This is a genomic window from Methylobacterium sp. UNC300MFChir4.1 (genome assembly GCF_900110155.1).
Classification (GTDB): domain Bacteria; phylum Pseudomonadota; class Alphaproteobacteria; order Rhizobiales; family Beijerinckiaceae; genus Methylobacterium.
Window position 1 is genome coordinate 110,894 of sequence record NZ_FOCS01000014.1, and the last position, 19,438, is coordinate 130,331.

The following is a 19,438-nucleotide window of genomic DNA, read 5'->3' on the forward strand; positions in this document are numbered from 1 at the left end:
TCGGGGCGCTACTCGGGGCGCTACTCGGGGCGCTACTCGGGGCGCTACTCGGGGCGCTACTCGGGAAGCCTCTCTGGCCGGTGGCGCGTCGCGACCGGCCGCCCCGGAGGCGCCCGGCGGTCCGGCGCCGCGGCCTCGCTCCCGCGGTCCTGTCCGGACGGCGATCGCCGGTCGGGTGCCGGTTCCGGGCAGCCGTCCGGACCGAGGCGCTTGCGGGCTACGCGCTCGGCCGCCGCCCGTTCCGCCGCCGAGGGGTTCGCGCCGCCGCTCTTATCCTGGGCCATGGCCATGTCCAACCGGAGCGGGACCGTCCGCGGTCCCGGTCGTGGCATCCCCGGCGCTGCCGGCCCGCATCACCGCCAACGGGAAAGGGGCAGGCCCCGCCTCCTCGGAGACGGGACCTGCCCCTGGATCAACCCGCGGGTCGGGCCACGGTTCGGCGCCGGACCCGCGCGTCGGGACGCGTGCCTGCGCGACCTTAGCGGCAGACGCGCCGCGGTCCCCACGGGGTCGGACGGAAGAAGCAGCGCGGGCCGTAGAAGCGCGGCCGCCGGTACATCGGCCGGCAGCGCCCGTACGGGCCGGGCGCCCAGCCGGGGCCGCAGCCGAACGCCACGGTGCTGACCGCGGCGGGGCCGGTGAGCGTATCGGCGCCGGCGGGCGCCAGGGGCGCCGCGCCGGCGGAGGCCAGGCCGAGGCCGCCGACGACAGCCGCGGCGGCCGCGATCATCTTCACGTGCATCATCATCAGACCTTCTGTTCGGTTCCGCGCCGGTCGGCCCGGCGCAAGACCCGGTCAGAATGGTCATCGGCCCTGAATGTCGGCTGACCTCCGCCATCATCGTCTAGAAACAAACAGTCCGGCCGGCGCCCGCGCGGGGGCGGGCGCCGCGGCGGGGCTCTAGCGGCGGTCGGCGCGGCCGAGCAGCGAGGCCGCGGCCGCGGTGGCCCCCGCCAGCAGGATCCCGGTCAGGACCGGGTTGATCGAGGCCCGGGTGTAGGCGCTGCGCATGACGTGGTGGGGCGAGCCGCCCCGCACGGCCCCGTCGCGGCCGGCCGCGTGGAGGGCGCCGTCCCGCCGCTTGCCGGCCGCGCCCGCCGTCTGGCTCCGCGACATCACCTGGGCGCCCATCCAGTCGGTCGCCGCGGGGACCCGCTTTCGCAGCGCGCTCATCAGCTTGCCGCCGCCGCCGACGTAGAGGTCGCGGGGCCCGTGCTCCGCGGCGTACAGGATTGCGTCGGCGACGTCGGCAGGGTCGTAGACCGGCGGCGGCAGCTTGGGCGCCTGCGCCATGTAGTTCCGGGCATGCTCCGGGAACGGCGTGTCGATCGAGGCCGGCTTGATGAGCGTCACCGAGACCGGGGCGCCCTCCTCTTGGAGCTCCATCCGGAGCGCGTCCGTGAAGCCTTTGATCGCGTGCTTGGAGGCGGAGTACATGCCCTGGATCGGCAAGGCGAGGTCGGAGGCGACGGAGCCCAGGTTGATCAGCGCGCCGCCGGTCCGCTTCAGGTGCTGCAGCGCCACCGTCGAGCCGTAGACGATCCCCCAGAAATTGACGTCGAACAGCCGGCGATGGTCTTCGTCCGAAACCTCCTCGAGGCGGCCGAAGATCGAGAGACCGGCATTGTTGACCCAGGTGTCGAAGCCGCTGTAGGCGCGCACGGTCTCTGCGGCCAGCGCCTCGACATCCTCGCGGCGGGACACGTCGGTCACGACGGCCCGGGCCTCGCCGCCGCGCTCCTGGATGTCGCGGACGATGTCGTCGAGGGCGGCGCCGTTCCGGGCCGCCAGCACGACGCGGGCGCCGCGGCGGGCGGCCGCCCGGGCCGTGGCGAGGCCGATCCCGCTGGAGGCGCCGGTGATGACGATCACCTGCTCGCGCAGGGGCTTGTGCCGGATCTGCATGCTGCGTCTTCCTCTCTCGCGTGCTGTCTCGATGGCGGCGCTCAGCCCCGGCCTCCGCCCGGCCGGTCGCGCTCCGCGCCGAGGCTGGTCCCGCCGCGGCGCGCCTCCTCCTTCTCGGTGCCGGCCCGCTCCATCGGGCCGTCCTGCGGCCTGACCGTGCCGGTTGCGGTGTCGCGGGGGCTGTCGGCCAGGCCCGCGCGCTCCGGCTCGCCGTGCGGCATCCGCTCGGCCTGGGTGTCGTCCGGCGTGTCCGCCATGCTGCATCCCTCGCGATGGGCCTGATCCCCTGAGGGCCAACCCGTCAGGCGGCCGGCGTATCCGGCTGCCCCGGCCGCGGGGCGGCGGACGCTGCGCGCGAATCGAGGTGCGGGAGGGTGCGAGCCGGGCGAACGCGCCGCAGGAACACGGCCGCGGGGCCCGTGTTGTCTGCCAAATCTTTTTCACGAGGCGCCGATGTCAGGAACCGCCAAAAAGACCGACCCGAAACTGTGGGACAAGGTCAAGACGCAGGTCACGAAGTCCGAGAAGGGCGGGAAGCCCGGCCAGTGGTCGGCGCGCAAGGCGCAGATCGCGACCGCCGAATACAAGAAGGAGGGCGGCGGCTACGCCGGCAAGAAGTCGGCCGACAACCATCTCCAGCAATGGACCGACGAGGAGTGGGGCACGAAGTCTGGCAAAGAGAGCGGCAAGACCGGCGAGCGCTACCTGCCCAAGAAGGCCCGCGAGAGCCTGACCGACACGGAATACGCCGCCAGCACGGCCAAGAAGCGCGCCGATACCCGGAAGGGCAAGCAGTTCTCGAAGCAGCCGAAGGCCGCCGCCGAGAAGGCCGCCGCCGAGAAGGCCGCCGCGGCGCGCGAGGACGGCACGTCCACCAAGGCGTCCGGAAAAGGCAAGACGTCCGGCAAGACGACCGGCAAGTCTGCCGCCAAGGCGTCCGGCAAGGCGGAAACGACCAAGGCCGCGCTGATGCGCAAGGCCCGGGCGCAGAACGTGCCCGGCCGGTCGCGGATGTCGAAGGCGCAGCTCGAGCACGCGGTCCACGCCTGAGGCGCGCCGCGGCGGGCCCTCGCCCCCGACGCAAGACGTCCCGGGAATGGCTCCCGGGACGCTCCTCGGCTCAAGCGGCCAGTTTGATCGGGCTGGGGATGCTCAGGTCGAGAGGGGATGCGGCCTGTCCAGAGGCCCGCGCGCCGTCCCAGTGAGCGGGACGCAGCCCCCCGCGGCGCGGGGGGCGCTATCGCGGGTGGATCTCAGTACGAGCCGAACTTGTAGTTCAGGCCGGCGCGGATGACGGCGAACTCGTCGTCGCGGCGGCCGATGTTGTTGTACACCACCGGGAAGTTGTTGGCGGCGTTGATGACGAACGCACCCTGGTTGCGGGTGTTGCGGTCGAGGTTGACGTACAGGCCTTCGACCTTGAGCGTCACGGCGTTCGAACGGAAGAAGTTCAGGAACGAGTCGGTGGGCAGGGCGTACTCGATGCCGCCGCCGACCGCGTAGCCGGTACGGAAGCTGTCGTTGCCGGCGAAGCCGCCGAAGGAGCGGTCGGCGCTGCCCGAGCCGTAGGCGAAGCCGCCGGTGCCGTACACGAGGACGCGGTCGAAGGCGTAGCCGATGCGGCCGCGCACGGTGCCGAAGAAGTCGAGGCTGGAGAGGCCGCGCGGGTCGGTGACGTAGTAGCCGGGGGCCAGCGGACCGACAAGGAAGGCGTTGTTCCGGCTGCGGCCGAAGTCGAGGTACTGGGCGTCGGCCTCGACACCGACGACGATGCCGGAGCCCGGGGTGAACTGGAAGTTGTAGCCAACCTGGCCACCGCCGGTGAAGCCTTCCTGGTTGCGCTGGCTGAAGAAGGCGGTTGTGCCGTTGCCGTAGGGGGCGGGCACGCCGAAGCTGTTGGTGTTGTTGCTGCTGGCGTCGAAGGCGTAGCCGGCGTTGATACCGAAGTAGGCGCCGGTCCAGGTGAAGACCGGGACGGGGGTGAACACCGGCGGCGGGGCGGCGCGGCGCGGCAGGTCGGCGGCCGAGGCGGCGCCGGTCAGGAGAGCCGTGGCGGCGCTCGCGAGCAGAAGCTTCTTGATCATCTGGTCCTCTGTCTCCCGTTGGGCGGGATGTGTGCGGGGCGGACAGAACGCCAGGACGTGCCGGGGCGATAGTGCATCGCTGCAACAGCTCGGAATCGGGTCTTTGACCCCGAAACAGCCGGGTGCGCTGGAGCACATCGCGAAATCGACTGGTCTAGCCCGAGAAGAACTTCGGTATCCGAATGTTTCCAGAAACAAAATGCCCCGTCGCGCTCGAGCGGACGGGGCTTCAGTTTGTCGGTGAACGTTCCCAGGACCAACCAGGAAGCTTCGAGGTTTAATAAATCCTACCGGTCGGCGGCCCGCAAGCCCGATCGCGATCCCGCGAGCGGTTAACATTAATTTACGGGTGGTGCCCGCGCATCCCCGGGCGCGCGGGTGCGGGCGGCGCCGCAGATCTCGCGCGATCCCGTCCCGTATTGCGGGGTTTTCGGACGCCTTCGCGCCTCTGTGCGGGCACCACTCGCGCGTCCGGCCGCGGATCTGCGCAGATGAAACCGGCCGCCCGACTGGCCCGAGTCTTGGTCGCGCATCCCCGGGTCTTGGCGCGCGGCCGCGGCCGGATCGATCTCCTCGGCACCGGCAGATCTCGCGGGGGATCGGCGGCAGCGCGGCGCCGGTCTCCCGGCCTGTGGAGAAGGCGCCGCCGCGCCGGGCCGGCGCGGCGGCCGCGGCTTTTCCGGCGCGCCGCAGGCCCTATCTGCCGGCCTCGTCGTCGGTGGAGATTTCAGGAGACGCGCATGCACCCCGTCGCGCTGCCTTCGATGCCGGCCCTCCGGGCCCGGACCGGGATCGGGGATGTCGGCCCCGCACCGGCCGGGAGGCCTCGATGACCGACACGCCGGCGCCGTATCTCGCGGTGGCGTTCCTCTCGGCGCTGTGCCTGCTCGTGGCCGGGCTGCAGGCGGAGGGCCTCCTGTGGTGATCCGCCCCGTCCGGAGCAACGCCGCCGTCCGTCCCGGCGACCGGCGGAGGCGGGGCGCGGCGCGTCCGCCCGCGTAGCCCGCCGATGTTCGGCTTCTCCCTCAGCGCGACCGAGCCCGACAGCATCGCCCACATCATCCAGGTGGCGCTCGCGCCCGCCTTCCTGCTGTCGGCGCTGGCGACGCTGCTCAACGTGTTCTCAACCCGCCTCGGCCGGATCTCCGACAAGGTCGACAGCCTCACGGCGGAGGCCGCCCGGGCGACGGAAGCCGAGGCCGGCCGCCTCGCCCGCCGGCTAACCTTCCTGCGGCGGCGCTCCTTCGTGCTGGACGTGGCGGTGGTCCTGGCCTCGCTGGCGGGCGGCTTGATCGGTCTGGCCGTGCTCACGCTGTTCGTCGGCGCGCTGCGCGACGCGGCGACCGCGTCCGTCCTGTTCGCCTGCTTCGGAGCGGCGCTGGTCTGCACCGTGGCGGCGATCGCGGCGTTCATGACCGAGATCCTCATGGCCGGCCGCGGCGTCCGCGACGCGGTCGACCGGCAGCAGGATCAGGTTTCGACGCCGCGGTGAGGCCCGTCCCGGATCGCCCGGACGCGCTCCGCGACCGGGGGCGGGCTGCCGGTCTTCCGGAGATCGCGGGGCGAGCCCGTGCCGCGCGCTGCGGCCGCGCCCGCCGTGCGGGCTGGGCGATCCGGCGCGAACGGGCGGTGATTTCGGTTGCGGCGTGCGCGAGCCGGGCCTTAGTCTCGCCGTGGCCCGACTCCGCCGCCGGCGACGCCCGAGTGTTCCGTCATGAGCATCGCGATCCTGATTGCCTTCGTTGCCGGCGCGCTCTGCCTCGGGATCCTGTCCGCGGTCATCCCGTTCGGGCGGCGCGAGGCCGAGGAGATGGACGAGGCGGTCCCGTACGAGGACGAGTTCTTCGACGTGGGCGGCCCCGTGATCGATCTGGAGCCGCGCCACCTCACCTGACGGCGCGTCGGTCCGAAGCCTACCAGGCTGCCGATCCCCCGGTGCCGGGCGTCGCGGCGTCCTGCCGGGCCGACCAGACCACCCGCCCGGCGGAATCCCGCAGGGCCGCCGAGCCCGCGCGGCCGGCGCGCAGCTCCGCGAAGCGGGCCTTGGCGGCGGCGACCGCCGCCTCCACGAGGGGCCCGGGAATCTGCTCGTCGTGGATGATGATGCCGCCGGCGCTTTCCCGGTGGATCATGCACTGCAGCCGGTAGGGCGCCTGGGTCTCGGGCGTGGCCATGTGGCGATCTCCCGTCCGGTCACGGGGCCCGCGCGCCGCCGGAACGGGCGTGGCGCAAGGATCCCGGGCGCCGGCCTCTCTCGGTACGACGCGTCGAGCGCGATCCATACCAGATCGGTCCGGCCCGCGGGCGATCCCGCGCGGTGCCTCTCGCGCTCGCCCCCAACATCCCGCGCGGACGGGCATTGCCCGGCGGTCGGACGCCGCCCTGGCTCCGTCAGGCCGCCTCGCCCGCCGCGTCGTCGGCGTCCGGGATCGTCTCCGGATCGCCCACGAAGGCGTCGTGCCGGTCGGCCGTCGCGACGCGCTCGCGGTGTGGTCGGCCACCTCGCCGCGCTCAACCGCGCCTGCGGGTGTAGCGCTCGACCACGCGCTGCCGGTGCGACGGGAGCTCCGGCAGGCGGGAGGGGCCCGCCAGGGCACGGTCCCGGGCCGCGGGGGGCCGGGGCGCGGGCAGCAGCTCCGGCGGGAACCGGGGCGTCTCGACGACGACCGCCTCCAGCACGATGGGCCGCATCCGCGGCGCGGAACGCACCGGTCGGCCAGGCCGTGCCGCGAGGGTGCCGAAGGTGCCGAGGGCCCAGAGCCCGAGGCAGAACAGGCCGATCAGGATCCCGTCCCAGGACGGCTCGGTCCGGCACATCAGGATCCCGGTGCCGGTGAGGGCGGCCGCGGCCGCGAACAGGCGCGGTGTCGGATCGGCGGAACGCATGCACCACCGTCGGTGCGGAGCCCTAGGGACGCGTGAACGGGATCGCTTGAATTGTCGGCACCGCCGGATTCTCCCCAGGCTATTCCCAGGTTCTCTCCAAGTTCTCCTCAGGTTCTCCCGGTACGCACCGGCCCCGGCGGCCGGGACGGGCACCGCGGCCCGGCGGACGCGCCTCAGTCCGCCAGGCTGGACGGGGCCTGCCACGCGACGCCGGCATGCTCGCGGATGTCACCGGCCCGGGATCCGGTATCGGCGTCGCTCGTCCAGTCGCCGGGCTCGGCGACGTGGGCGATCTCGGCGTCCGGATAGGCGGCCGCCAGGAACAGGCGCGCCTCGCCCTCGGCCTCGGCCCGGACCGTCACGAGCGGCCGCTCGCCGCCCGCGTCGCGCACCTGCGCGATGAACAGCTTGGTCATGGTCTCCCTCCGGACTCGTCCGCCGGCGCGGCGGGATCAGGCCTGCAGTTCCTCGACGTGGAGGCCGCCAGCCCGCAGATGGTTCGGGATCCGCGTGCGGTCGCTGAAGCCGGCGGCGCGCGCCATCGCGTCGAGGGCGGCCATCGGATCTAGCGCCGCACCGCTCCAGAGAATCGCGCCCGTCGCCGCCTGCATGATCCGGAACACCTTCACGCCACGCTCCCGGTCTCGACCCTCGGACAAGCCGGGGGGACTCGCGGGTGTTCCCGACGAACCGTGGCGGGCGCGCTGCGGCCGATTCGCGCCGGCCCGGCCCCGGCGGGAACGGGCGCCGCCGGGGTGCGGTTCTCCAGCCGACGCCGGCACAAGCCGGCACGGCGACGACCCGCGTCGAGACCCCGCTCGGGATCCAAGGAGAGCCATGACCAGCCGCACCGTTCAGTCCGCCCTGCTCGCCCTCGCCCTCGTTGCCGGCAGCGCCGGGATGGCCGCCGCGCAGAGCACGCCCAACGGCAACACCTCGTCTCCCGGCGCCCCCGCGGGCGACAACAGCACCGGCAACGGCGCCACCGGCAGCGGCGCGGCCCCGAGCGGCCGGTAACCGCCGGTTAACCATAAGGGTCGAAGCCCTCGATCCTCACAACCGTGCAACTCACCGTCCCGCGGCCACCCGGCCTGCGGGACGTTCTGTTTCACGGCCGCTTGCCGGCCCCTTGCCGGCCTCTCGCCGGCCTCTCGCCGGCCTCTCGCCGGCCTCTCGCCGGCCTCTCGCCGGACTCTCGCCGACCGCGCCGGGACGGGGCACGGCGCGGAGTCCGGTGATTGGAACGGAGTGCCACTTTTCTGGGCAGACAGAATCGCCATATTGTCGGCGTGACCGGGCCGCGCTCGGCCAGGACTAACACGGGCGATGCGACCGAAACCGATCCTGCAGCTCAGGGGCGAGAGCCCGGGTCATCGTCAGGCCGACGACTGGCGCGACGCCGTCGCGCCGTTCTGGGATTTCACGATCCGCCGGGAGGACCTGCCCGATTTCCGCGGACAGTCCCGAGTCCGTCACCTCGGCACCGCGATCGTCTGCAGCGCCCGCGCCTCCGGGCTCCGGTTCGTGCGCGCGCGGGCCCTGACCGCCCGGATGGGCGTCGACCACATCGTCGCCCACATGCGCGTCTCCGGGCAGTCCCGGGTCACGATCGGCGGCCGGGAGCGGGACTGCGCCCCCGGCGACATCTGCCTGTTCGACCTGTCGCAGCCGCTCTCCGCCGCCTCCACGGACTACGAGGCCATCACGGTGGTGCTGCCGCGCCCGCTCTTCGGATCCCGGCAGAGCGGCCTCGACGCCCTGCACGGCTCGGTGATCCGGGGCGCGACCCCGTTCGGCCGGATGCTCAGCGACCACCTGCACTCCCTGAGCGCGCACGCGACCGGGTTCTCGGAGCCGGAGGCCGCGGCGGCGGCCGAGGCCACCGCCGCGCTGCTCGGCGCGGCGACCCTGGGCCTGCCGGAGGACGGAGGGGGCACGCAGCCGCCCGAGCGGGCGCCTCTGCTCGTCGCGATCCGGCGCTTCATCGAGGCCGAACTGGCCTCCGCGGACCTGTCCGCCGAGACGATCGGGCGGCGGTTCGGTGTCTCGCGGAGCGCCCTCTACCGGCTGTTCGTCCCCCTCGGGGGGGTCTCCGGCTACGTCCGGCAGCGCCGGCTCGCCCGCGCCTACCGCGACCTCGCCACCGGCGACGGGCGCTTCGCCCGCATCTCCGAGGTGGCGTATCGCTGGCGCTTCGAGAGCCCCGCGCATTTCACCCAGGCCTTCCGCGCGGAGTTCGGCTGCGCCCCCCGGGACGTCCGCGACCGGGCCGCGGCCGAGCCCGACCGGTCCCCGGCCGCGGAGCCGCCGGCCCAGGCCGAGACCTGGGCCGACTTCTACCAGTGGGTCCTCAAGCTGGCGGCCTGAGGGGGCCGGGGCCGGCACCCCGGACCTTGTGCCCCCGGCCTCGGATGGATCATAAGGGCCGCGATGACCTTCGGGGTTCGGCATAGGCGCCCGGCCGGGGCGCGGGGCTGGTGGGCGCTCGCCGCCCGCGCGCTCGCGCTCGTCCTGGCGCTGACCGTCGCCGCTCCGGGCGTCGGCCTCGCGGCGGATCTCGCCTTCCACGCGGGCGGCCACCACGACCGGGGCCAGGGCCCCGCCCTCGACGCGCCGGCGGCGCCCGCGACCGTCGATCCCGGCCTCTCGGAGCACCTCCATTGCGGCTGCCATCAGGCGGCCCGCCTGGAGGCGACCGAGATCGCGCCCCCGGCCGCCCCCGGCCGGGTGCTGCCGGGCGCCCTCGCCCAGGGCCGCCCCTCCGTCAGTCCCGACCGCCTGCCGCGGCCTCCGCGCGCGTGAGCTGACGCCGCCCGCGGGCGGCGCTCCGCCCGGCTGCCGAACCGGCTCCGGGTTCATCCCCACGCGACACCTGAACGGGACCCTCCGGGACCGCCGCGCGCGGCACCCCGCCCTCCCGGCCGAGCAGCTTCCCCATGCGCATCATCCTGTCCGTGGCCGCCGCCGCGGCACTCCTGGCCGCCGGCTTCGCCCTCGGCGCCGCCCCCGCCGTCCCGACCCTGCCCGACCGTCTCCGGCAGACCCTGGCGTCCGTCGGGCTCGCCCGCGCCCCGGCCGACGACCACGATCAGCGCTACGCGGCGGCCGCACCGGACCGGCCCAAAGCCGCGCCCGACCCGCACGCGGGCGACGATCACGCCGGCCACGACCACGACCACGCGCACAACAACGCGCACGGCCACGCGCACAACCACGCGCACGGCAACGAGCACGGCGACTCGCACGGCGCCGACGAGCCTCACGAGGCGGGCACGATCCGGATGCGGCCCGATCAGGTCGCCGGCCAGGACATCGTCACGCGCAGAGTGGAGGGCGGCACGCTGGCGCGCCACCTCCTCGTCCCCGGCACGATCACGCCCGACACCGACCGGATCGCCCGGGTCCCGGCCCGGGTGGTCGGGACCGTGGCGGAGATGCGCAAGCGCCTCGGCGACGCCGTGCAGGCGAACGAGGTCGTCGCCATCCTCGACAGCCGCGAGGTCGCCGACGCCAAGAGCGAGTACCTCACCGCCCAGGTCCAGGCCGAGCTGCAGACGATCAACTTCGAGCGCCAGCAGAAGCTGCTCGCCTCGCGCAGCGCCTCCGAGGCCGCGTTCGAGACCGCCCGGGCCGCCTATCTGGAGAACCGGCTCCGGGTCGACCTCGCCCGCCAGAAGCTGTCGGCGCTCGGCCTCGACGCCGCCGAGGTCGCCGTCGCCCAGAAGCGCGACGAGGCGACGCCGAACCAGTCGACGCTGCGCCGCTATCCCCTGCGGTCGCCGCTCGCCGGACGCATCGTCGAGCGCAAGGTCGATGTCGGCACGGCGGTCGGCAAGGAGGGCGATCCGGCCGACCTCTACACGGTGGCGGACCTCTCCACGGTCTGGATCGAGCTGTCGGTGCCGACCGTCGACCTCGCCCAGGTGCGGGAAGGCGCCCGCGTGACGGTCACGCCCGGCCGGACGGGCGAGACGGAGCGCCGGGCGGAGGGCCGCGTGATCTTCGTCAGCCCCTTCCTCAACCCCGACACGCGCTCGGCCCGGGTGGTGGTCGCCCTGCCGAACCCCGACTTCGCGTGGCGGCCCGGCACCTTCGTGACCGCCGAGGTCGAGATCGCGCAGGATTCGGTCCCGGTCCGGATCCCCAAGGCGGCGGTCCAGACCGTCGAGGGCCGGAGTGTCGTCTTCGCGCGCACGGCCGAGGGGTTCGAGAAGCGGCCGGTCACCCTCGGCCGCTCCGACGACGAGGCCTTCGAGGTCACCGCCGGGCTCGAGCCCGGTGCCGAGATCGCGGTCGGCAACGCGTTCCTGCTGAAGGCCGAGCTCGGCAAGGCCGACGCCGGCCACGCCCACTGAGGAGACGGACGATGATCAGCCGCATCCTCGCCGTCTCGGTCCGCCAGCGCTGGCTGGTGCTGCTCCTCGTGCTGCTGGCCTCGGCCTTCGGCGCCGCCGCGCTCACGCGGCTGCCCATCGACGCCGTGCCCGACATCACCAACAACCAGGTCCAGATCAACACCCTGGCCCCGTCCCTGTCGCCGGCCGACGTCGAGCGGCAGGTCACCTACCCGGTCGAGACGGCGCTCGCCGGCATCAAGGGCCTCGAGTACACCCGCTCGCTCTCGCGCAACGGCTTCTCGCAGATCACCGCGGTCTTCGCCGAGTCCCTCGACATCTACTTCGCCCGCCAGCAGGTCGCCGAGCGCATCGCCCAGGTGCGGGAGGAGCTGCCCTCCGGGGTCGAGCCGCGGATGGGCCCGATCTCCACGGGCCTCGGCGAGATCTACATGTGGTCGGTCCAGTACGCGCCGCTGCCTGAGCGCGCGGCCGTGCCGGCGGGCCGGCCGGGCTGGCAGCCGGACGGGAGCTACCGGACCCCGGAGGGCCAGGCGCTCAGGACGGAGCTGGAGCAGGTCGCCTACCTGCGCACGGTGCAGGACTGGATCGTGCGGCCGCAGATCAAGTCCGTCGCCGGCGTCGCCGGCGTCGACGGGATCGGCGGCTTCGAGAAGCAGTACCACGTCCAGCCGGACCCCACGAAGCTCACCGCCCTCGACCTGTCCTTCGCGGACGTCGCCCGGGCGCTCCAGGCCAACAACGCCAACCAGGGCGCCCGCTACCTGGAGGATAACGGCGAGAGCTACGTGGTGCGCGCCGCCGGCCGCCTGGAGAGCCCGGAGGCGATCGCCGACGTCGTCGTGGCGAGCCGCGGCGGCGTGCCGGTGCGGATCCGCGACGTTGCCACGGTGCGGATCGGGCGCGACCTGCGCACCGGCTCGGCGAGCGAGAACGGGCAGGAGACCGTCATTGGCACCGCCCTGATGCGGATCGGCGAGAACAGCCGCACGGTGGCGGCCGCCGTCGATGCCCGCATGGACCAGATCCGGCGGGCCCTGCCCCCCGGCATCGTCGTCCAGACCGTCCTCGACCGGACGCAGCTCGTCGAGGCCACGATCCGCACGGTGGGCAGGAACCTCGCCGAGGGCGCGGCCCTCGTGATCGTCGTCCTGTTCCTGCTGCTCGGCAACATCCGGGCGGCGCTGATCGCCGCGCTGGTCATCCCTGCCGCCATGCTGATGACCGTGACCGGCATGGTCGAGGGGAGGATCTCGGCGAACCTGATGAGTCTCGGGGCGCTGGATTTCGGGCTCATCGTCGACGGGGCGGTGATCATCACCGAGAACGCGCTGCGCCACCTCGCCGAGCGGCAGCACGCCCTCGGGCGGCCGCTCGTGCTGGAGGAGCGCCTGGAGACGGTGCGGGACTCGGCCGAGGAGATGATCGCGCCGTCCCTCTACGGGCAGGCGATCATCATGCTGGTCTACGTCCCGCTCCTGACCTTCACGGGGGTCGAGGGCAAGATGTTCCAGCCGATGGCGCTGACCGTCATCCTCGCCCTGGCGGCGGCCTTCGTGCTGTCGCTGACCTTCGTGCCGGCCCTGATCGCCATCGCGCTGACCGGCCGGGTCACCGAGGCCGAGAACCCCCTCGTCCGGGGCCTGAAGGCGCTCTACCGGCCCGTCCTCGCGGCGGCGATCCGGGCGCCCGCCCCGTTCGTCGGGACGGCGCTGCTCCTCCTCGCGGGCGCAGGGCTGCTCGCCACCCGGCTCGGGACCGAGTTCATCCCGCAGCTCGACGAGAAGAGCATCGCCCTCAACGCCACACGGATCCCGTCCACCTCCCTCACCCAGTCGCAGGCGATGCAGCTCAAGGTGGAGCGGGCGATCGCCAAGTTCCCGCAGGTCGCCTACGTGTTCTCGAAGACCGGTACCGCCGAGGTCGCCACCGACCCGATGCCGCCGAATTCCTCCGACACCTTCGTGATGCTCAAGCCGCAGGCGGACTGGCCCGACCCGGGCCTGTCGAAGGCCGAACTGCAGGAGCGGATCGAGGCGTCCTTGAGCGAGCTCGCCGGCAACGTCTACGAGTTCTCCCAGCCGATCCAGCTGCGCTTCAACGAGCTGCTCGCCGGGACACGGGGCGACCTCGCCGTGAAGGTGTTCGGCGACGCCTTCGAGCCGATGCTGGAGACCGCCAACAGGATCGCCGCGATCCTGCGCGGGATCCCGGGCGCCGACGACGTGAAGGTCGAGCAGATCACCGGCCTGCCGGTCTTCGAGATCAGGATCGACCGGACCGAGGCGGCCCGGCTCGGCCTCAGCACCGGGGCGATCCAGGACGTGATCGGCGCCGCCATGGGGGGCCGGGACGCCGGGGTCGTGTTCGAGGGCGACCGGCGCGTGCCGATCGTCGTGCGCCTGACCGATCAGGTCCGCGAGGACCGGGAGGCCCTGGAGAACCTGCCCGTCCCCCTCCCCCCGGGCGCGAACGGCAAGGCCGCCTCCGTGCTCCTGCGGCAGGTGGCGCAGTTCTCGGTGAGCGAGGGGCCGAACCAGATCAGCCGCGAGAACGGCCGGCGCCGGGTCGTGGTCACCGCCAATGTCCGCGGGCGCGACATCGGCTCGCTGGTGGCGGAGGCGCAGGCGAAGGTCGCCGCGCAGGTGACCCTGCCGGCGGGCTCGTACGTCACCTGGGGCGGCCAGTTCGAGAACCTCGCCTCGGCTCAGGCGCGGCTCACCGTGGTGGTGCCGGTGTGCTTCTTCCTGATCTTCCTGCTGCTCACCTCGGCGCTCGGCAGCGCGCGGGACGCGCTCCTGGTGTTCAGCGCGGTGCCGCTGGCGCTCACCGGCGGCATCGCGGCCCTGTGGCTGCGGGGGATGCCGCTGTCGGTGCCGGCCGCGGTCGGGTTCATCGCGCTCTCGGGGGTGGCGGTGCTCAACGGCCTCGTGATGCTGACCTTCATCAAGCAGCTCGTCGCCGCGGGCCGGCCGCTGCGGGCGGCGATCCGCGAGGGCGCCCTCACCCGGCTGCGGCCGGTGGCGATGACCGCGCTGGTCGCCTCCCTGGGTTTCGTGCCGATGGCGCTCGCCACCGGCACCGGGGCCGAGGTGCAGCGGCCGCTGGCGACCGTGGTGATCGGCGGCCTGATCAGCGCGACCCTGCTGACCCTGGTGGTGCTGCCGGCGCTCTACGCGCGGTTCGGGCGCGCCGGTCCGGCCGACCGCGCCGCGCCCACGGCGGAGCCGGTGGCGGATCGCGCCGCCTGACGGCGCCCGCGCCGCGGCCGCGCCCGTCGCCGGGCGGGACGGTCGTCAGGCGGGGAGGATGTGCAGCATCCCGCCGACCATGCCGAGGGCGCCGATGCCGATCAGCCCCACGGCGATGTAGAGCCGCATCCGGCTCTCGTCGGCGGCCGACGGCGGCTGGGGGTCTTCGGGCAGGTCGAACCAATCCATCGGGTGAGCGCAGCCGGTCGGGTGGGCGGGAGGCGCCGCCCTAGGCCGGCCGGATGACGACGGGATGACAACGGGATGACGGCGGTATGCCGGCCGCGCAGGCCGCTACGGCTTCACCAGCAGCACGTTCACCGCCTTGGCGAGCACGTGGACGGTGTCGCCTTCCTTGAGGCCCAGCTCCTCCAGCGAGTCGACCGTCATGACCGAGGCCATGCGGTAGGCGGTGCCGACCAGTTCCACCTCGACCTGGGCCATCACGTCCCCGCGCTTGATCGCCGTCACCGTGGCGGGGATGTCGTTGCGCGCGCCGTGTTTCATGGGACCTTCCGGGTTGCGCGGCCCGTCCGGCCGCCGTCCAGGCCTATCGCGGCCGGGGCCTCGGCATCAATCACGACGCCGGGTCCCCGGCCTGGAGACCGCCGGGCAGCGGCCCCGGGCAGGGCAAGATCAGCGACGGCCGGAGGCTCCGGCCGAGCCGCCATCGCTGCCGCCGGGCTGGAATCCGGCCGCGTTCGGCGGCCCCTTCATCCGGCCGTCCTGCTTCGGCATCTCCGAGCCCGGAGATCCGGTCGTCGTGCCCGTCGTCTCGCCTTTGCCCGTCGCGCCCTGGCCCGTGTAGCCGGCCGCGTTGGGCGAACCCTGCATGCGGGTCCCGGTATTCTCCGCGGCCGTGGCGGCCGCGCCTGTCGCCAGGAGGCCGGCGACGGTCAGGCTGATCAGCGTCTTCATGTGCGAATCCTGCAAGCGTTTCCCCAGGCCGCCTCTCCGGGCGTACCGGGGCAACGCGGCCGGCCGGATCCCGTTCACGCCGCCGCGACCGGACCGGCGCGGGCGCCGGGGTTGCGGGACAATACTTGCTGCGATGCGATATTTCTGCATCGAAGACGGGGCGCGAGCCCGTCACGCGAGGCAATGTATTGATTTATGTACGGAGTTGAGCCGCCCGGCACAATTGCATTCCGTCGCAGAATCTGTTTGAATATTCGGACGCGTTGCATTCCATCGTGGTGACTGAATTCGCTTGCGGCCTATCGGGCTCCGCGAGGAGGTCGAACATGTACGCTTTGGCCAAGACCAGAGAGAGAACCGACTGGGAGCTGGTCGTCGTCTTCGGCAGCTGGATCGTCTTCGAGATCGCGATCCTGATGCTGTGCTTGGTGTCGATGTAGGCTTTCTTCGGGACTACGCCCGATCCGTCGCGCCCCGGGCGGTGCCGGATCCCCGGCCCGGTGGCCGATGCTTGGAGATGCGCGGAGACGCTTGAGAAACCCGCGCGTGCCGGGGCATGCTCTGCCGATCGCAGGAGTCGCCGACAGGGTCGGCGCGACGGCAGGGGACGGGTGCATGGCGAAGGCGGTGCGGGCGGGCGGTGATCGCGAGGCGCGTCAGAGACCCCCGGCCGAGGACGTCCACGCCGTGGAACTCGCGCGCCTGCGCGCCGAGGATCCGGCGCCGCGGCCGCCGGGCTGGCAGCTCTCGCTCCAGGCCGTCCGGCGCTTCATCTGCGGCGACGGCGCGACGCCCGCCAAGGTGGTCTGCGCCCCGGCGCTCGTGGAGCGGGCCATGGTCACCCTGGCGACCTCCCGCGCCCTGCTGCTGATCGGCGAGCCCGGGACCGCCAAGAGCCTGCTCTCGGAGCTCCTCGCCGCCGCGATCAGCGGGCGCTCGACCCTGACGATCCAGGGTGGCGCGTCGCTGACCGAGGACCAGATCCGCTACGGCTGGAACTACGCGCTGCTCGTCGCCGAGGGGCCGAGCCCGCGCGCCCTGGTGCCGGGCGCCCTCCATACCGGCCTCAGCGAGGGGCGGATCGTCCGCTTCGAGGAGCTGACCCGCTGCCCGCTGGAGGTGCAGGACAGCCTTCTCTCGGTCCTGTCCGACCGGGTGCTCGCGGTGCCCGAACTCACCGGCGCGGACGGGATGGTCTACGCCCGGGAGGGGTTCAACCTGATCGCCACGGCCAATACCCGCGACCGGGGCGTCAACGAGATGTCGGCGGCCCTCAAGCGCCGGTTCGGCTTCGAGACCGTCTTCCCGATCGCCGATCTCGACGCCGAGCTCGCCCTGGTGCAGCGCGAGGCCACCGCCCTGCTGGCCCGCTCCGGCGTGCCCCGCGCCCCGGATCCGGAGGTGCTCGAACTCCTCGTGACCTGCTTCCGGGAGCTGCGCGAGGCCGTGGACACCGAGGGCACCGGCATGGAGCGGCTCTCGTCCGTGATGAGCACCGCGGAGGCGGTCAGCGTCGCCCACGCCATCGGCGTGAAGGGCCATTTCCTGCGCGGCGATGCCGGCCGGCCGGAGGACATCGTCGCCTGCCTCGCCGGCACCGCCGCCAAGGACGACGCCGAGGACCTCGCCCGCCTGCGCCGCTACCTCGACCAGCGCGTCAGCCGCCGCTCCGGCGCGGCGTGGCGGGAGTTCTACGCGGCGCGGCACCTCCTCACCCCGCAATGAACCCCGCAACGAGCGGTCCCGCGCCGGATCCCGGCCGCCTGACCGTCATCGGCGTGCGCCACCATTCCCCGGCCTGCGCCGGGCTCGTCCGGCGCACGATCGCGGCGCTGCGGCCGGCCTGCGTGCTGATCGAGGGGCCGGTCGACTTCAACCCGCACCTGCCCGACCTCGCCCTCGGCCACGACCTGCCGGTGGCGATCTTCTCGTTCCGGGCCGACGCGGCGGGCAGCGCCGCCTCCTACACGCCGTTCTGCGCCTTCTCGCCGGAATGGCAGGCCCTGGAGGCGGGCCGGGCGGTGGGTGCCGAGACGCTGTTCTGCGACCTGCCGGCCTGGGACCCGGCCTTCGGACGCCGCGCCAACCGCTACGCCGACCCGCACGGGGCGCGCGCTGAGGCGGCCGAGCGGGCGCTGGCCGCCGCCCTCGGCGTCGCCGACCAGGACGCCCTCTGGGACGTCCTCGCCGAGGCGGCGCCCGAGGCGGAACTGCCGGCCCGGCTCGACCGCTACTTCGCCCTGCTGCGCCCGCCCGGCACGGACGATCCCGCCGAGGAGGCCCGCGAGCGCTTCATGGGCGCCTACGCGGCCCACGCCCTGCGGGCGGCCGGCGACCGGCCGGTCGTCCTCGTCTGCGGCGGCTGGCACGCGGACGCCGTCCGGCGCCACGCCGCGCGCGCGGATGGGACCCGGCCCGAGCCGGCGCCGCCGGAGCCGGACCTGCGCACCGGCAGCTACGTGGTGCCCTACGCCTATCCCCGGCTCGACCGGTTCTCGGGCTACGCGGCCGGCATGCCTGCGCCGGGCTACTACGAGCGCGTGGCCGAGTCGGGCCTCGCCCCCGCGGCCGACTGGGCGATGACGGCGATCACCGCGGCCCTGCGCGAGGCCGGGCAGGTCGTCTCCACCGCCGACCGCGTCGCCTGGCGGGTCCACGCCGAGGCCCTCGCCCGGCTGCGCGCCCATCCCGCGATCCTGCGCGCCGACCTGATCGACGCGGCCCTCGCGGCCCTGGTGAAGGACGCCCTCGACCGCCCGCCCGCCTGGGCGGCCGGCCGCGCCGCGCCCGGCCACCCGGCGCTCGCCGCGATGCTGCGGGCGCTCACCGGCCCGCGCGAGGGACGCCTCGCCCCCGGCACCCGGCAGCCGCCCCTCGTGGCCGACGTCGCCGAGCGCCTGCGCGCCGCCGACCTGGAGCCGGGGCCGGCCCGCCGCAGCGTCGACCTCGACTGGGCCGAGCCCGGTGACCGGGCGCGGGCGCACCTGCTCCACCGGCTGGTCCTGCTCGGGTTGCCGGGGATCGCCCGCGAGGGCCCGGACCGCGCCGGGCCCGGCCTGCCGCGGGAGCGCTTCACGCTCGTGCGCCACCCGCACTGGCTCGGCGCCCTGATCGAGGCCTCGCTCTGGGGCGGGACCCTGGAGATGGCCGCCTCCGCCCGGATCACCGCCCGGGTCGAGGCGGCGCCCGATTCCCTCGGAATCCTCGCCGGAGCCCTGTCCGACGCGCTGTTCGCCGGCCTCACCCTGGAGGGCGAACTGCTCGCCCGCCTGAGCGCGGGCATCGCGGCGGCGCACGACGCCGCCGCCCTGGGCGCCGCCGGGGCCGGGATCGTGCGGCTGTACCGGTTCGGCGACGCCTTCGCGCCGGCGCGGCCGGCCCTGGCCCGCCTCTGCGCCGTCCTGGCGGCCCGGGCGCTCTTCGTCGTCGAGGCCGTCCAGGACCCCCGCGCGGGGCTCGGCGCGATCCCGCTGGTCCTCGCCTGCCGCGACCTGTTCCGCGAGGTCGGCGCGGAGATCCCGGGCCTCGACGACCTGCGCGCCCCGTTCTCCGCCATGCTCGGCCGCCGCCTCGCCGATCCGGCGACGCCGCCGGCCCTCGCGGGGGCGGCGCTCGGCTTCCGGGTCGCCTGCGGCGCGGCCGGATCGGACCCGGAGGCCGCCCTGGCCTGGCTGCGCCGCTTCGGCCTGCCCGCGACGCTCGGCGACTTCCTCGCCGGCCTGTTCGCCCTCGCCCGCGAGGAGATCGCCGCCGACGCGACCCTCGCCTCCGTCGAGGGTCTGGTGGCCGCCTGGGGCGACGACGACTTCCTGCGCGCGCTGCCGTCCCTGCGGATGGCCTTCGCGTGGTTCCCGCCCCGGGAGCGCGAGCGCATCGCCGTCGCGATCCTGCGCCGGAGCGGCCTCGGCGAGGCCCGGGCCGAGGTCGAGGCCCTGGCCTGGATGCGCCAGCGCGCCCGCCCGGCCGATCAGGCCGAGGCCCTGGCCCGCGAGGCGCGGGTCGCCGCGCGGCTCGCCCGCCATGGGTTGACCTGAGCCG

Annotated in this window: 21 protein-coding genes; 10 read left to right on the plus strand and 11 right to left on the minus strand. The window is 74.1% G+C overall.

Going from position 1 to position 19,438, the window contains the following annotated elements:
• Positions 1-478: 478 nt before the first annotated feature.
• The 3 genes from BMY19_RS19165 to BMY19_RS19175 form a co-directional block, all read right to left on the minus strand.
• Positions 479-745: a GCG_CRPN prefix-to-repeats domain-containing protein gene (locus BMY19_RS19165; RefSeq protein WP_042675167.1), complete on the minus strand. Its 267-nt coding sequence runs from the start codon at positions 743-745 to the stop codon at positions 479-481.
• A 156-nt stretch (positions 746-901) separates the two neighbouring features.
• Positions 902-1,906 carry an SDR family oxidoreductase gene (locus tag BMY19_RS19170; RefSeq protein WP_100252620.1) on the minus strand — a complete coding sequence of 335 codons (1,005 nt, stop codon included), beginning with the start codon at positions 1,904-1,906 and terminating at the stop codon, positions 902-904.
• A gap of 41 nt (positions 1,907-1,947) precedes the next feature.
• A complete protein-coding gene (locus BMY19_RS19175) occupies positions 1,948-2,163 on the minus strand; it encodes a hypothetical protein (RefSeq protein WP_170855188.1) in 216 nt (71 codons plus the stop codon).
• 196 nt (positions 2,164-2,359) lie between these two features.
• Between BMY19_RS19175 and BMY19_RS19180 the strand changes: the two genes are divergently transcribed.
• Positions 2,360-2,956, plus strand: a complete 597-nt coding sequence (locus BMY19_RS19180) for a hypothetical protein (protein WP_100252621.1) — start codon at positions 2,360-2,362, stop codon at positions 2,954-2,956.
• Positions 2,957-3,159: 203 nt separating this feature from the next.
• Here BMY19_RS19180 and BMY19_RS19185 read toward each other — a convergent pair whose 3' ends face one another.
• Positions 3,160-3,990 (minus strand): outer membrane protein, encoded by an 831-nt coding sequence (locus BMY19_RS19185; RefSeq protein WP_020095114.1) that lies wholly within the window; start codon positions 3,988-3,990, stop codon positions 3,160-3,162.
• Positions 3,991-4,999: 1,009 nt separating this feature from the next.
• On the opposite strand from BMY19_RS19185, the gene BMY19_RS19190 reads away from it, so the two are divergent.
• On the plus strand, positions 5,000-5,482 hold the full coding sequence (locus BMY19_RS19190) for a DUF2721 domain-containing protein (protein ID WP_100252622.1): 483 nt from the start codon (positions 5,000-5,002) through the stop codon (positions 5,480-5,482).
• A gap of 222 nt (positions 5,483-5,704) precedes the next feature.
• Positions 5,705-5,884, plus strand: a complete 180-nt coding sequence (locus BMY19_RS19195; protein ID WP_100252623.1) for a hypothetical protein — start codon at positions 5,705-5,707, stop codon at positions 5,882-5,884.
• A gap of 19 nt (positions 5,885-5,903) precedes the next feature.
• Here the strand turns inward: BMY19_RS19195 and BMY19_RS19200 are convergent, their stop codons facing one another.
• The 4 genes from BMY19_RS19200 to BMY19_RS30965 all read right to left on the minus strand — a co-directional run bounded on the left by BMY19_RS19200 (position 5,904) and on the right by BMY19_RS30965 (position 7,505).
• The gene (locus tag BMY19_RS19200; protein WP_100252624.1) at positions 5,904-6,164 is read right to left on the minus strand and encodes a hypothetical protein; all 261 of its coding nucleotides are present in this window, start codon (positions 6,162-6,164) and stop codon (positions 5,904-5,906) included.
• Positions 6,165-6,501: 337 nt separating this feature from the next.
• Complete coding sequence (locus BMY19_RS19205; protein WP_042671492.1) at positions 6,502-6,876, minus strand: hypothetical protein; 375 nt, start codon at positions 6,874-6,876, stop codon at positions 6,502-6,504.
• 173 nt (positions 6,877-7,049) lie between these two features.
• Positions 7,050-7,292 carry a hypothetical protein gene (locus BMY19_RS19210; protein WP_020095108.1) on the minus strand — a complete coding sequence of 81 codons (243 nt, stop codon included), beginning with the start codon at positions 7,290-7,292 and terminating at the stop codon, positions 7,050-7,052.
• A 36-nt stretch (positions 7,293-7,328) separates the two neighbouring features.
• Positions 7,329-7,505 carry a hypothetical protein gene (locus BMY19_RS30965; protein WP_170863001.1) on the minus strand — a complete coding sequence of 59 codons (177 nt, stop codon included), beginning with the start codon at positions 7,503-7,505 and terminating at the stop codon, positions 7,329-7,331.
• Between the two features lie 208 nt (positions 7,506-7,713).
• Between BMY19_RS30965 and BMY19_RS19215 the strand changes: the two genes are divergently transcribed.
• The 5 genes from BMY19_RS19215 (at position 7,714) to BMY19_RS19235 (ending at position 14,482) form a co-directional block, all read left to right on the plus strand.
• Positions 7,714-7,893, plus strand: coding sequence for a hypothetical protein (locus BMY19_RS19215; protein WP_020095106.1), 180 nt, complete (start codon positions 7,714-7,716; stop codon positions 7,891-7,893).
• Positions 7,894-8,202: 309 nt separating this feature from the next.
• The gene (locus BMY19_RS19220; protein ID WP_020095105.1) at positions 8,203-9,243 is read left to right on the plus strand and encodes an AraC-like ligand-binding domain-containing protein; all 1,041 of its coding nucleotides are present in this window, start codon (positions 8,203-8,205) and stop codon (positions 9,241-9,243) included.
• A gap of 63 nt (positions 9,244-9,306) precedes the next feature.
• Entirely contained in the window at positions 9,307-9,678 is a 372-nt protein-coding gene (locus BMY19_RS19225; RefSeq protein ID WP_020095104.1) for a hypothetical protein, read from the plus strand.
• Between the two features lie 134 nt (positions 9,679-9,812).
• Positions 9,813-11,231: an efflux RND transporter periplasmic adaptor subunit gene (locus tag BMY19_RS19230; RefSeq protein ID WP_100252625.1), complete on the plus strand. Its 1,419-nt coding sequence runs from the start codon at positions 9,813-9,815 to the stop codon at positions 11,229-11,231.
• Between the two features lie 11 nt (positions 11,232-11,242).
• Positions 11,243-14,482, plus strand: a complete 3,240-nt coding sequence (locus BMY19_RS19235) for an efflux RND transporter permease subunit (RefSeq protein ID WP_100252626.1) — start codon at positions 11,243-11,245, stop codon at positions 14,480-14,482.
• Between the two features lie 45 nt (positions 14,483-14,527).
• On the opposite strand, the gene BMY19_RS30970 is transcribed toward BMY19_RS19235, so the two are convergent.
• From BMY19_RS30970 to BMY19_RS19245, 3 genes are all read right to left on the minus strand, one after another.
• Positions 14,528-14,671: a hypothetical protein gene (locus BMY19_RS30970; RefSeq protein ID WP_020095101.1), complete on the minus strand. Its 144-nt coding sequence runs from the start codon at positions 14,669-14,671 to the stop codon at positions 14,528-14,530.
• 105 nt (positions 14,672-14,776) lie between these two features.
• Complete coding sequence (locus BMY19_RS19240; protein WP_020095100.1) at positions 14,777-14,989, minus strand: TOBE domain-containing protein; 213 nt, start codon at positions 14,987-14,989, stop codon at positions 14,777-14,779.
• A gap of 129 nt (positions 14,990-15,118) precedes the next feature.
• Positions 15,119-15,400 (minus strand): hypothetical protein, encoded by a 282-nt coding sequence (locus tag BMY19_RS19245; protein ID WP_020095099.1) that lies wholly within the window; start codon positions 15,398-15,400, stop codon positions 15,119-15,121.
• 615 nt (positions 15,401-16,015) lie between these two features.
• On the opposite strand from BMY19_RS19245, the gene BMY19_RS19250 reads away from it, so the two are divergent.
• Both BMY19_RS19250 and BMY19_RS19255 read left to right on the plus strand, forming a co-directional pair.
• A complete protein-coding gene (locus BMY19_RS19250; protein WP_100252627.1) occupies positions 16,016-17,125 on the plus strand; it encodes an ATP-binding protein in 1,110 nt (369 codons plus the stop codon).
• Positions 17,122-19,434, plus strand: coding sequence for a DUF5682 family protein (locus tag BMY19_RS19255; RefSeq protein ID WP_100252628.1), 2,313 nt, complete (start codon positions 17,122-17,124; stop codon positions 19,432-19,434). Before BMY19_RS19250 ends, BMY19_RS19255 begins: the two co-directional genes overlap by 4 nt.
• Positions 19,435-19,438 lie beyond the last annotated feature (4 nt).